Source organism: Pseudomonas oryzagri (genome assembly GCF_020831405.1).
GTDB lineage: Bacteria > Pseudomonadota > Gammaproteobacteria > Pseudomonadales > Pseudomonadaceae > Geopseudomonas > Geopseudomonas oryzagri.
In genome coordinates this window covers 102,925-115,969 of sequence record NZ_JAJHPU010000025.1, presented here as the reverse complement: position 1 = coordinate 115,969, position 13,045 = coordinate 102,925, and the positions used below count along the sequence as shown (strand labels likewise).

Annotated in this window: 11 protein-coding genes; 8 read left to right on the top strand and 3 right to left on the bottom strand. The window is 66.0% G+C overall.

Annotated elements, in window-relative coordinates:
- Positions 1 to 10: 10 nt before the first annotated feature.
- The 3 genes from dnaQ to LMJ29_RS10345 are packed head-to-tail and all read right to left on the bottom strand — an operon-like array spanning position 11 to position 2,039.
- Positions 11 to 772: a DNA polymerase III subunit epsilon gene (gene dnaQ, locus LMJ29_RS10355; RefSeq protein WP_229605440.1), complete on the bottom strand. Its 762-nt coding sequence runs from the start codon at positions 770 to 772 to the stop codon at positions 11 to 13.
- Between the two features lie 47 nt (positions 773 to 819).
- Complete coding sequence (gene rnhA, locus LMJ29_RS10350; protein WP_229605439.1) at positions 820 to 1,275, bottom strand: ribonuclease HI; 456 nt, start codon at positions 1,273 to 1,275, stop codon at positions 820 to 822.
- Positions 1,272 to 2,039 (bottom strand): methyltransferase domain-containing protein, encoded by a 768-nt coding sequence (locus LMJ29_RS10345; RefSeq protein ID WP_229605438.1) that lies wholly within the window; start codon positions 2,037 to 2,039, stop codon positions 1,272 to 1,274. The genes rnhA and LMJ29_RS10345 overlap by 4 nt, the downstream gene beginning before the upstream one ends.
- Positions 2,040 to 2,118: 79 nt before the next feature.
- Between LMJ29_RS10345 and gloB the strand changes: the two genes are divergently transcribed.
- From gloB to fabI, 8 genes are all read left to right on the top strand, one after another.
- Entirely contained in the window at positions 2,119 to 2,904 is a 786-nt protein-coding gene (gloB, locus tag LMJ29_RS10340; protein WP_229605437.1) for a hydroxyacylglutathione hydrolase, read from the top strand.
- An 84-nt stretch (positions 2,905 to 2,988) separates the two neighbouring features.
- Entirely contained in the window at positions 2,989 to 4,587 is a 1,599-nt protein-coding gene (locus tag LMJ29_RS10335) for a lytic transglycosylase (protein ID WP_229605436.1), read from the top strand.
- A gap of 100 nt (positions 4,588 to 4,687) precedes the next feature.
- Positions 4,688 to 6,517 carry an extracellular solute-binding protein gene (locus LMJ29_RS10330; protein WP_229605435.1) on the top strand — a complete coding sequence of 610 codons (1,830 nt, stop codon included), beginning with the start codon at positions 4,688 to 4,690 and terminating at the stop codon, positions 6,515 to 6,517.
- Positions 6,514 to 8,346, top strand: coding sequence for an extracellular solute-binding protein (locus LMJ29_RS10325; RefSeq protein WP_229605434.1), 1,833 nt, complete (start codon positions 6,514 to 6,516; stop codon positions 8,344 to 8,346). Before LMJ29_RS10330 ends, LMJ29_RS10325 begins: the two co-directional genes overlap by 4 nt.
- Positions 8,347 to 9,432 carry a microcin C ABC transporter permease YejB gene (locus LMJ29_RS10320; RefSeq protein WP_229605433.1) on the top strand — a complete coding sequence of 362 codons (1,086 nt, stop codon included), beginning with the start codon at positions 8,347 to 8,349 and terminating at the stop codon, positions 9,430 to 9,432.
- Positions 9,433 to 9,435: 3 nt separating this feature from the next.
- Positions 9,436 to 10,455, top strand: a complete 1,020-nt coding sequence (locus tag LMJ29_RS10315) for an ABC transporter permease (RefSeq protein WP_229605432.1) — start codon at positions 9,436 to 9,438, stop codon at positions 10,453 to 10,455.
- Positions 10,456 to 10,459: 4 nt separating this feature from the next.
- Positions 10,460 to 12,064 carry an ABC transporter ATP-binding protein gene (locus tag LMJ29_RS10310; RefSeq protein WP_229605431.1) on the top strand — a complete coding sequence of 535 codons (1,605 nt, stop codon included), beginning with the start codon at positions 10,460 to 10,462 and terminating at the stop codon, positions 12,062 to 12,064.
- Between the two features lie 20 nt (positions 12,065 to 12,084).
- Positions 12,085 to 12,879: an enoyl-ACP reductase FabI gene (fabI, locus tag LMJ29_RS10305; RefSeq protein ID WP_229605430.1), complete on the top strand. Its 795-nt coding sequence runs from the start codon at positions 12,085 to 12,087 to the stop codon at positions 12,877 to 12,879.
- The last annotated feature ends 166 nt before the right edge of the window (positions 12,880 to 13,045 follow it).

Here is a 13,045-nt window from a genome sequence, read left to right as displayed (position 1 = left end):
CCCGTCCCCGTCAATGCAGGGTCGGCACCTCATCCTCGGCCGACTGCTCGAGCTGCTGCCAAAGTGCCGGTCCACCGGTGGACTTGGCCACGGCCGCCAGGCGGGCCGCATGCTGCTCCAACTCGGCTGCGGTGGCGCGGATCACCCGGGTGCGCGAGCGGTCGGCCGGCAGACGGCGGATCTCCGACACCTGCGGCCCGCTGCTGCCCTCGCCCTCGGCGTTGTGCCCGGCCAGCGAAAGGCTGGTCTGCCCGCCAGTCATCGCCAGATAAACATCGGCGAGGATCTCGGCATCGAGCAGAGCGCCGTGCAGGTCGCGCCCCGAGTTGTCGACCCCGTAGCGCTTGCACAGCGCATCCAGATTGTTGCGCTGGCCCGGATGGCGCTCGCGGGCCATCAGCAGGGTATCGAGCACGCTGCAGTGGTCGAGCACTGCGCCCAGCTCCGGGCGGTCGCTCAGCCGGGCGAATTCGTGGTTGATGAAGCCGATATCGAAGGCCGCGTTGTGGATGATCAGCTCGGCGCCCTTGATGAATTCGAAGAACTCGTCGACCACCTCGCGAAAGCGCGGCTTGTCGGCGAGAAACTCGTTGGTGATGCCGTGCACCGCGATGGCGCCCTCGTCGACCTCGCGCTCGGGATTGATGTAGACGTGGAAATGGCGCCCGGTCAGACGCCGGCCGATCAACTCGACGCAGCCGATCTCGATGATGCGGTGCCCTTCACGAGGCTCAAGACCCGTGGTTTCGGTATCCAGCACGACATAGCGCATGGGAGACGACCTGCCTGCAAATGAATGAAGAGAGAAAAAACGGCGCCTCAGCCAGCCCGGCGGGAACCGTTGAGTTCACTGACCCCGCGATTGGCCAACTGGTCGGCCCGCTCGTTGCCGGGATGACCGTTGTGGCCGCGCACCCAATGCCAGTGCACTTCATGGCGGTTGACCTGGGCATCCAGCGCCTGCCACAGGTCGGCATTCTTCACCGGCTGACGCGCGGCGGTCTTCCAACCGCGCTTCTTCCAGTTCGGTAGCCACTCCTTGATGCCCTTCATCACGTACTCGGAGTCGGTGGTCAGCTGGACCCGGCAGGGACGGTTGAGTAGTTCCAGCGCACGGATCGCCGCGGTCAACTCCATGCGGTTGTTGGTGGTGTCGGGCTCGCCGCCCCACAACTCGCGCTCGACGCCCTTGTAGACCAGCAAGGCGCCCCAGCCGCCAGGGCCGGGATTGCCCTTGCAGGCGCCATCGGTATAGATCTCGACATTGTCAGTCATGGTTCTTTCTTGTTGCCTGGATGACGGCCGACCTTCGCCACGGGAATCGGACGCAACTGGGCGAGCGGTTCCACTCTGGACAGGGGGAGGGGCCGCAGACCAGCGACCAGCTTGCGGGCCGCCAGCAGATAGAAGCCGCCGCCAGGCAGCTGCAGGCTCTCGGCCCAGGGTTCGACGACTCGCAGGCGGGCCTGCCAGCGCGGCGAGGAAAGCGGCGGACAATAGCATCCGAAGCGGCGTTTCTCCAGCGCGAAGCCCAGCAGGTGCAGCCAGTCGCCCAGGCGCACCGGAGAAATGCAGCGTGCCTGGGCGAGCACGTCGCCGGCCATGTAGCGACGCACCCCCCACAGACTCCAGGGATGGATGCCGACCACCAGCAGATGGCCGCCGGGCCGCACGCAGCGCGCCGCCTCGCGCAGCAACTGGTGCGGCGAAAGCGCGAAATCCAGGGCATGCTGCAGCAACACCACGTCGGCGGCATGCTCAAGCACCGGCCAGGCGCTCTCCTCACAGGCGATCTCCACCCCCGGCAACGGTGGCCCCAGGCGGATGCAGTGGCTGATTTGCTGCATGGGCGGCGACTGGGGGGCGGCGAAACCGTAATGGAGCAGGAAACTGCCGAACAGCCTGTCGAGCTGCTCGGCGATGAACTCCTGCTGGCAATCCAACAGCAGACTGCCCAGCGGTCCGGCAAACCAGTCCCGGGCATCGCGCTGCAGCGCCAGCCAGGCAGCAGAGACGGCCTGCAATGACTGCTCGCTCATGACTCCTCCTTCATCTGGCGCCCCTGCCAGCCGGCGCCCTAATATGGCGGATCGAATCAGCATAACGGCTCGTCCGCCCATGATACAGATCACCGCCCTGCCCGCTTTCACCGACAACTATATCTGGCTGTTGCAGGATGCCCCCAGCCGCCGCTGCGCCGTGGTCGATCCCGGCGACAGCGCGCCGGTGCTGGCCTGGCTGGAGGCCAATCCCGATTGGCAGCTCAGCGACATCCTGGTCACCCATCATCACCACGATCACACCGGTGGCGTCGCCGACCTCAAGCAGCGGACCGGCGCCCGGGTGCTCGGCCCTGCCCTGGAGAACATTCCCGCCTGCGACGTCGCGCTCGATGACGGCCAGTCGATCGCCATCCTCGGCCACGACTGGCAGGTGCTGCACGTTCCCGGGCACACCGCGGGTCATATCGCCCTGTTCGGCGAACCGGATGGCGGCGCCCCCGTGCTGTTTTGCGGCGACACCCTGTTCGCCGCCGGCTGCGGCCGGCTGTTCGAAGGTACCGCCGAGCAGATGCACAACTCGCTGCAACGTCTGGCCAGTCTGCCGGCACGGACCCGTGTGTACTGCACGCACGAGTACACGCTGAGCAATCTGCACTTCGCCCTGGCGGTCGAGTCGGACAATGTCGCCCTGCAGCAGCGCCAGGTCGAAGCCCTCGCCCTGCGCGAGCGCAACCTGCCGACCCTGCCTTCCACCCTGGGCCTGGAGCTGGCGACCAACCCCTTCCTGCGGGTGAACGAAGCGACCATCCGCGCCCAATGCGCCGAGCGCGCGGAAAAAACGCTGGCCAGCCCCAGTGCCGTGTTTGCCGTATTGCGCAGCTGGAAGGACAATTTTCGGTAACAAATGCCGCTGGCGAAAACTTGACCATGCCGGGGCACGATTTCTAGAATCCCCCGACTTTTTATCCGAGAAAGTCACCAGACGATGCCCCAGCCGACGCCGCCGAGCACCGCTTCAGACGCTATGACTCGCGCGCTCCGGCTCGCCCTGGTGACCTTGCTACTGATCGCCGCCGGCTGTCAGACCCAGGGCGGCGGCGACGCCGAGCGCGACACCGACCGCGCCGTCAGCGTCGCCAAGCCGATCGTCTGGAGCCCGGAGCTGCGCGAACCCAAGGAGGAGCGCCACAGCGACATCTGGGAGCGCATCCGCGCCGGCTACAAGCTGCAGGACCAGATCGGTACCAACCCACGAGTCGAACGCCAGCGCTTCAGCTTCGCCAGCCGCCCCGCCTCCCTCCAGCAGATCGCCGAGCGCAGCAACCCGTACATCCACTACATCGTCGAGCGCCTGGAAGAGCAAGGCATGCCGCTGGAGCTGGCCCTGCTGCCGATGATCGAAAGCTCCTACGACCCGCTGGCCTACTCGCCCGCGCACGCCGCGGGACTCTGGCAGTTCATCCCCTCCACCGGCCGCCTGTACAACCTGCGCCAGACCAACTGGTACGACGGCCGACGCGACATCACCGCTTCAACAACTGCGGCGATCACCTATCTGCGTCGCCTGCACGACATGTTCAACGGCGACTGGCTGCTCGCCCTGGCCGCCTACAATGCCGGCGAAGGCACGGTCAGCCGGGCCATCGAGCGCAACCAGCGCCAAGGCCTACCGACCGACTACTGGAACCTGCCGCTGCCGCGCGAGACCCAGGAGTACGTGCCCAAGCTGCTGGCGGTCTCGCAGATCGTGCAGAGCCCGACCGCCTACGGCGTGACCTTGGCACCGATTGCCAACGAACCCTACTTCGAGAAGGTTACCATCCGCCAACAGCTCGACCTGGCGCGGGTGGCCGACATGGCCGACGTCGACAAGGACGAACTCTACCAACTCAACCCCGCCTTCAAGCGCGGCATCACCCTCGACGGCCCCCGCCATCTGCTGGTACCGGTCGACAAGGCCGACGAACTGAACGAAAGCCTGGCCCGTTTGGATCCGACCAGCCTGGTGCAGTGGCAGAACTACCAAGTGCGCAGTGGCGACAGCCTGCATGGCATCGCCAATCGCCATCACGTCACGGTCAATACCCTGCGCGACATCAACCGCCTGCCCGGTTACCACGTGCGGGTCGGCCAGACCCTGCTGATTCCCCAGACTTCCGCCAGCCTGCCGAGCGGACCGTTGTTCGAGCGCAACCAGCCGGTCCTCGCCGAGGCCGCTCCCCAGCCTCGCGCCGAAACGCCCGCGCCCGTACGCAACTACCGCGTGCGACGCGGCGATACCCTGTGGGACGTCGCCAAACGCCAAGGCGTGACCGTCGCCGACCTGCAGCGCTGGAACAAGCTCAAGGGGAAGGCATTGCACGCCGGCCAGGTGCTGACCATCCGCGGCAACAGTCAGGCTCCCGCCCAAGGGGACAAGGAGCGCGAGGCGATCACCTACTACAAGGTGCGCCGCGGCGACTCGCTGTCCACCATCGCCCAGCGCTTCTCGATCGGCACCCACCACCTCAAGAAGTGGAACCCCAGCCTGGGCAAGACGCTCAAGGCAGGCCAGACGCTTACCCTCTACCTCGGTCGTCGCTGAGCTGCGAAGCAGCTCCCAGGCCGCCCTTTTTCCAGCGGATACAAGCTGTTACTGTAGGTTTCCCAACCGCCAAGATCGCCACGGACCGGACCCTCGCCCGATGAGTCGTCTCCTCGCCCTGCTGCTCGGCCTGGCTACCTGCCTGCCGGCCGCTGCCGCCGTCATGGAACGGCATGGCTACGCCCAGTTCGGCTCCCTCAAGTATCCGGCCAACTTCAGCCATTTCGACTGGGTCAACCCGGACGCCCCCAAGGGCGGCACCGTACAACTGATGGCCTCCGGGACCTTCGACACCCTCAACCCCTACACGCTCAAGGGCACCAGCCCCATCGGCACGGCCAACTTCCTGCAGTACGGCATCACCGAGCTGAATGCCCCGCTGATGGTCGGCACTGGCGTATACGATCCATCCGGCGACGAGCCCACCTCCAGCTATGGACTGATCGCTGCTTCGGTGGAATACAGCAAGGATCGCAGCTGGGTGGTGTTCAATCTGCGCCCCGAGGCGCGCTTCCATGATGGCCACCCGATCAGCGCCACGGACGTGGCGTTTTCCTACCGCGTGCTCAGCCGCGAGGGTCACCCCCAGTATCGTACCGCCCTGCAGGAAGTGCGCCGCGTCGACATCCTCGACCCGCAGCGGGTGCGCTTCGTGTTCAAGCGCAGCGGCAATCCGCTGTTGATCCTGCGCCTCGGCGAGCTGCCGGTGCTGCCCGAGCACTACTGGCGCGGTCGAGACTTCAAGGCCACCACCTACGAACCGCCTTTGGGCAGCGGCCCCTACCGGATCACGAGCGTCGTCCCCGGGCGTCGCCTGGTATTCGAACGGGTCCGGGACTGGTGGGGCAAGGATCTGCCGGTCAACCGCGGCAAGTACAACTTCGATCGCGTCGAGGTGGAGTTCTACCGCGACAACCACGTCGCCTTCGAGGCGTTCAAGGCCGGCGAATTCGACTTTTTCATCGAGAACCAGGCGAAGAACTGGGCCAACGGCTACGCCACCCCGGCCGTGGCCCGCGGCGACATCGTCAAGGCGGAGATTCCCCACCGCATCCCGACGCAGACCCAGGCGCTGTTCATGAACAGCCGTCGCGCCCACTTCAGCGACGTGCGGGTGCGCGAAGCCATGGGCCTGCTGTTCGACTTCGAGTGGAGCAACCGTACGCTCTTCAACGACGCCTACACCCGCGCAGCCAGCTACTATCCCAACAGTGAGTTCGCCGCCAGCGGCCTGCCCGAAGGTGAGGAGTGGCTGCTGCTGTCGCCGTACCGCAAGGACCTGCCAACCGAGCTGTTCACTCGCGCACCGCAGATGCCCGCCACCGACGGTCACGGCATTCCCCGCCGCACGCTGCGCCGCGCCCTCGACCTGCTCGCCGCGGCCGGTTGGAAACTCTCCGCCAACGGTCTGGTCAATGGCAGAGGTCAGCCATTGCGCTTCGAGATCCTGCTGGTCAACCCAAGCCTGGAGCGCATCCTGCAGCCCTATCGCGACAACCTGGCGCGCATCGGCGTACAGGCCAGCCTGCGCACGGTCGACCGCGCCCAGTACAAGCAGCGCATCGACAACTATGACTACGACATGATCCTGATGACCCTGCCGCAGACACTCAGCCCGGGCCTCGAGCAGTGGCAGTATTTCCATTCCAGCCAGGCCGACGTGCGCGGCGGCAAGAACTACGCCGGCGTTCGCAGCCCCGTGATCGACGCCCTGCTGGACAAGCTGCTGGCCGCGCAGACGCGCAATCAGCAGGTGGCTGCCACCCGCGCCATCGACCGGGTACTGCTCTCCCAGCACTACAGCATTCCCAACTGGTACATCGACCGCCATCGCCTGGCCTGGCGCAACCGCTTCGAGCACACCGCCACGCCGCCCTACACCCTCGGCCTGCGGGCCTGGTGGCTGAAGACTCCGGAGACGTCCCGATGACCGCTTTCCTGCACGGCGCTCGCCGACTCGCCATCGGCGCCCTGCTGCTCGGCCTCGCCGGCCAGGCAACGGCCGCCCCCCGCCACGCCGTGACGTTGTACGACGAGCCGCCGAAATACCCGGCGAACTTCCAGCACTTCGCCTACGTCAATCCGGAGGCGCCCAAGGGCGGCACCCTGCGCCAGGCCGGCTTCGGTGGCTTCGACAGTCTCAACCCGTTCATCAACAAGGGCGTCCCCGCCGACGAAATCAACCTGGTCTACGACACCCTGACCCGCCGAAGCCTGGACGAGCCCTTCACCGAGTACGGCCTGCTCGCCGAGAAGGTCGAGAAGGCCCCGGATAACAGCTGGGTGCGCTTCACCCTGCGTCCCCAGGCACGTTTCCATGATGGACATCCGGTGACTGCCGAAGATGTGGTGTTCACCTTCGAGACCCTGATGAAGGACGGTGCCCCCCTATACCGTGCCTACTACGCCGATGTGGAAAAGGCGGTGGCCGAGGGCGAGCGCACGGTGCGCTTCGTGTTCCGCCATAACGGCAACCGCGAGCTGCCGCTGATCGTCGGCCAGTTGCCGGTGCTGCCCAAGCACGCCTGGGCAGGCCACGAGTTCAATCGCACCAGCCTCGAGCCGCCGCTGGGCAGCGGCCCCTATCGGGTCGCTGAAGTGCAGGCCGGGCGCAGCATCCGCTACGAGCGGGTCAAGGACTGGTGGGCCAAGGACCTGCCGCTCAACCGCGGCCAGTACAACTTCGACAACCTGGTCATCGACTACTACCGCGACAATACCGTGGCGCTCGAAGCGCTCAAGGCCGGGCAGTTCGACTTCTGGGTGGAAAGCAGCGCGAAGAGCTGGGCCACCGCTTATGACAGCCCGGCGGTCAAGGACGGTCGGCTGATCAAGGAAGAAATCACCAATCACAACCCGGCGGGCATGCAGGGCTTCATCTTCAACCTGCGCCGCCCGCTGTTCCAGGACGCCCGCGTGCGCGAGGCCCTGGGCCTGTTGTTCGACTTCGAGTGGACCAACCGGCAGCTGTTCTACAGCGCCTACACCCGCACCCACAGCTACTTCGAGAACTCCGAACTGGCCGCCAGCGGGCTGCCTTCGCCTGCCGAACTCAAGCTGCTCGAGCCCTGGCACGCCAAGCTGCCGCCGCAGGTGTTCACCAGCGAGTATCAGCCGCCGCAGAGCGACGGCAGCGGGGTGATCCGCGAGCAGCGCCGCCGCGCCTTCGAACTGCTCCAGCAAGCCGGCTGGCGCCTCGACAAGGACCGCATGCTGGACGCCAGCGGCAAACCGGTGACCATCGAGTTCCTCCTCGCACAGGTCGAGTTCGAACGCGTGCTGCTGCCCTACAAGCGCAACCTGGCGAGCCTCGGCATCGAGCTGCAGATCCGCCGTGCCGATGTATCGCAGTACATCAATCGCCTGCGCTCGCGCGACTTCGACCTGATCGTCGGCGGCTTCAGCCAGTCCAACTCGCCGGGTAACGAACAACGCGAATACTGGCACTCCAGCAGCGCCGACGACCCGGGCAGTCGCAACTTCATCGGCCTTAAGGACCCGGCCATCGACGCCCTGGTCGAAGGGCTGATCAACGCCGACAGTCGGCAGAGCCTGATCGACCACACCCGCGCGCTGGACCGCGTGCTGCAGTGGGGGCACTACGTGATCCCCAACTGGCATATCAAGACCTGGCGAGTCGCCCACTGGAACCACTTCGAGCGACCGGCCGTGGCCCCCCTCTACGATGTCGGCCTGTACACCTGGTGGGCGAGACCGGACGGCCAAACCCTGCCGCCCACCACGGCGGAGTCGCGCTGAATGCTGGCCTACATCCTGCGCCGCCTGCTGCTGATCGTGCCGACCCTGTTCGGCATCCTGCTGATCAACTTCATCATCATCCAGGCCGCCCCTGGCGGCCCGGTCGAGCAGATGATCGCCAAGCTCGAAGGCTTCGATGCCGCCGCCGGCGGCGCCACCGGACGCATCGCCGGCGGCGGCGCCGAAGTGGCTGCGGCCGGCAACGCCTACCGGGGCGCCCAGGGCCTCGACCCGGAGCTGGTCAAGGAGATCGAGCGCATGTACGGCTTCGACAAGCCGGCCGCCGAGCGCTTCTGGATCATGATCCAGAACTACCTGCACCTCGACTTCGGGCAGAGTTTCTTCCGCGACGCCACGGTGATCGAACTGATCGCCGAGAAGATGCCGGTGTCGATCTCGCTGGGGCTGTGGAGCACCCTGATCATGTATCTGGTGTCCATCCCGCTGGGCATCGCCAAGGCCATGCGCCACGGCAGCCATTTCGACGTGTGGACCAGCACGGCGATCATCGTCGGCTATGCCATCCCCGCCTTTCTGTTCGCCATCCTGCTCATCGTGCTGTTCGCCGGCGGCAGCTACTTCGACTGGTTCCCGCTGCGCGGCCTGACCTCGAACAACTTCGATGAGCTCAGCCTGTGGGGCAAGCTCGTCGACTACTTCTGGCACCTGGCGCTGCCGGTGACCGCGCTGGTGATCGGCAACTTCGCCACCCTCACCCTGCTGACCAAGAACAGCTTCCTCGACGAGATCGGCAAGCAGTACGTGGTCACCGCACGCGCCAAGGGGCTCTCGGAGAACCGCGTGCTCTACGGCCATGTATTCCGCAACGCCATGCTGATCATCATCGCCGGCTTCCCCTCGGCGTTCATCGGCATCTTCTTCACCGGCTCCCTGCTGATCGAGGTGATCTTCTCCCTAGACGGCCTGGGCCTGCTCAGCTTCGAGTCGGCGATCAACCGCGATTATCCGGTGGTATTCGGCACCCTGTTCATCTTCACCTTGCTGGGACTGATCGTGAAACTGATCGGCGACCTGACCTACACCCTCGTCGATCCGCGCATCGACTTTGAAAGCCGGGAGGGCTAACCGATGGCGCTCTCCCCCATCAACCAGCGGCGTTTCGCCCTGTTCAAGGCGCACAAGCGCGGCTGGTACAGCCTGTGGCTCTTCCTCGGCCTGTTCGTATTCAGCCTGGGCGCCGAGCTGATCGCCAACGACAAACCGCTGCTGATCAAGTACGACGGCAACTGGTACGTGCCGGTGCTCACCCGCTATCCGGAAACCGCCTTCGGCGGCGAGTTTCCCCTCGAGGCCGACTACAAGAGCCCGTACATGCGCGAGCTGATCGCAGCCAAGGGCGGCTGGATGCTCTGGCCCCCGATCCCCTACAGCTACGAGAGCATCAACTTCGACCTCAAGGTACCGGCGCCTGCGCCCCCCTCCCCCGACAACTGGCTGGGCACCGACGATCAAGGCCGCGATGTGCTCGCGCGAGTGATCTACGGCTTTCGCATTTCGGTGCTGTTCGCCCTGACCCTGACCCTGTTCAGCTCGATCATCGGCGTCGCCGCCGGCGCGCTGCAGGGCTTCTATGGCGGCTGGGTCGACCTGATCGGTCAACGCTTCCTGGAGATCTGGTCGGGGTTGCCGGTGCTCTATCTGCTGATCATCCTCGCCAGCTTCGTCGAGCCGAACTTCTGGTGGCTGCTGGGCATCATGCTGCTGTTCTCCTGGATGAGCCTGGTCGACGTGGTGCGAGCCGAGTTCCTGCGCGGTCGCAATCTCGAGTACGTGCGCGCCGCCCGCGCGCTGGGCATGGGCAACGCCGCCATCATGTACCGCCACATCCTGCCCAACGCCATGGTCTCGACCATGACCTTCATGCCGTTCATCCTTACCGGCGCCATCGGCACCCTCACCGCGCTGGACTTCCTCGGCTTCGGCCTGCCGCCCGGAGCACCGTCGCTGGGCGAGCTGGTCGCCCAGGGCAAGTCCAACCTGCAGGCCCCCTGGCTGGGCATCAGCGCCTTCGTCGTTCTGGCGCTGATGCTGACCCTGCTGGTGTTCATCGGCGAAGCCGCGCGCGATGCCTTCGATCCGAGGAAATGAGGCGATGAGCGAACCCCTGATCGAAATCCGCGACCTGCAGGTGGCCTTCAGCAATGGCGGCGCTGCGCAAACCGTGGTGCACGGCGTCAGCTTCGACATCCACCCCGGCGAAACCCTGGCTCTGGTCGGCGAGAGCGGCTCCGGCAAGTCGGTGACCGCCCACTCCGTGCTGCGCCTGCTGCCGCGCAGCAGCAGCCACCCTGGCGGCAGTATCCGCTATGGCGGCGAGGACCTGCTCAAGCTCCCGGAGCGGCGCCTGCGCGCCATCCGCGGCAACCGTATCGCCATGGTGTTCCAGGAGCCGATGACCTCGCTCAATCCGCTGCATACCGTGGAGAAGCAGATCACCGAAGTGCTCGCCCTGCACAAGGGACTCACCGGCGAAGCGGCGCGGGCGCGGGTGCTGGAGCTACTCGAACTGGTCGGCATCCCGGAACCGGCCAAGCGTCTGAAGGCTTATCCGCACGAGCTGTCCGGCGGCCAGCGCCAGCGGGTGATGATCGCCATGGCGCTGGCCAACGAGCCGCAACTGCTGATCGCCGACGAGCCGACCACCGCACTGGACGTCACCGTGCAGCTGAAGATCCTCGAGCTGCTCAAGGACCTGCAGGCGCGCCTGGGCATGGCCTTGCTGCTGATCACCCACGACCTCAACCTGGTACGGCGCATCGCCCACCGGGTATGCGTCATGCAGCGCGGTTGCGTCGTCGAACAGGCCGAGTGCGAACAACTGTTCCGCGCCCCGCAGCACCCCTACACGCGCGAACTGCTCGGCGCCGATCCCAGCGGCGCACCGGCGAACAATCCACCTGGCAAGCCGCTGATCGAGGTCGACGACCTGCGCGTATGGTTCCCGATCCGCAAGGGGCTATTGCGCCGCACCGTCGATCACGTCAAGGCGGTCGACGGGGTCAACTTCAGCCTACCGCAGGGGCAGACCCTGGGCATCGTTGGCGAGAGCGGCTCGGGCAAGTCGACCCTGGGTCTGGCCATCCTGCGCCTGATCGGCAGCCGCGGCGCGATCCGTTTCGCCGACCAGGCCATCGACGGCCTCGACCAGCATGCGGTTCGACCGTTGCGCCGCCAAATGCAGGTGGTGTTTCAGGACCCGTTCGGCAGCCTGAGTCCGCGGATGTCGGTCGGCCAGATCATCGGCGAAGGCCTGGAGATCCACGGCATCGGCACTCCGCTGGAGCGCGAACAGGCAATCATCGAGGTTTTGCGCGAGGTGGGGCTGGATCCGGCGAGCCGGCACCGCTACCCTCACGAGTTTTCCGGCGGACAGCGGCAGCGCATCGCCATCGCCCGCGCGTTGGTGCTCAAGCCGCAGCTGATTCTGCTCGACGAACCGACCTCGGCGCTCGACCGTACGGTGCAGCGACAGGTGGTGGAGCTGCTGCGCAGCCTGCAGCACAAGTACAATCTGACCTACCTGTTCATCAGCCACGACCTGGCGGTGGTCCGGGCCCTGAGCCACCAGTTGATGGTAGTGCGGCACGGCAAGGTGGTCGAACAAGGTGAGGCCAGCGCGATTTTCCATGCGCCGCAACACCCCTACACACAGCAGCTGCTCGAAGCCGCCTTCATGGCGCCGGGCGCTGCCGATTAACCAGCAAGAGGAAGTACACAATGGGTTTCATGACCGGCAAGCGCGTGCTGATCGTCGGCGTTGCCAGCAAGCTGTCCATCGCCTCCGGCATCGCCGCCGCGATGCACCGCGAAGGTGCCGAACTGGCCTTCACCTACCAGAACGACAAGCTCAAGGGCCGCGTCGAAGAGTTCGCCGCCGGCTGGGGCTCCAGCGCCGACCTGTGCTTCCCCTGCGACGTCGCCAATGACGAGGACATCACCCGCGTGTTCGAGGAACTGGGCAAGAAGTGGGACGGGCTGGACTGCATCGTCCACTCGGTCGGCTTCGCGCCGGGCGACCAGCTCAACGGCGACTTCACCGAAGTGACCACCCGCGAGGGCTTCAAGATCGCCCACGACATCAGCGCCTACAGCTTCGTCGCGCTGGCCAAGGCCGGTCGCGAGATGATGAAGGGCCGCAACGGCAGCCTGCTCACCCTCTCCTACCTGGGTGCCGAGCGCACCATGCCCAACTACAACGTGATGGGCATGGCCAAGGCCAGCCTGGAAGCCGGCGTGCGCTACCTGGCCGGCAGCCTCGGCCCGGAAGGCACCCGCGTCAACTGCGTTTCCGCCGGCCCGATCCGCACCCTGGCGGCAAGCGGCATCGCCAGCTTCCGCAAGATGCTGGCCGCCAACGAGCGCCAGACCCCGCTGCGTCGCAACGTGACCATCGAGGAAGTCGGCAACGCCGCCGCCTTCCTGTGCTCTGACCTGGCCTCGGGCATCAGTGGTGAAGTGATGTACGTCGATGGTGGTTTCAACACCACCGCCATGGGTTCGCTGGAAGACTAAGCGCGCTCACCGACCCGCCATCCGCGCGGGTCGGTTTTCCTCCCGGCCCTCTAGCCTGCTCCCTGCTCCCTGCTCCCTGCTCCCTGCTCCCTGCTCCCTGCTCCCTGCTCCCTGCTCCCTGCTCCCTGCTCCCTGCTCCCTGCTCCCTGCTCCCTGCTCCCTGCTC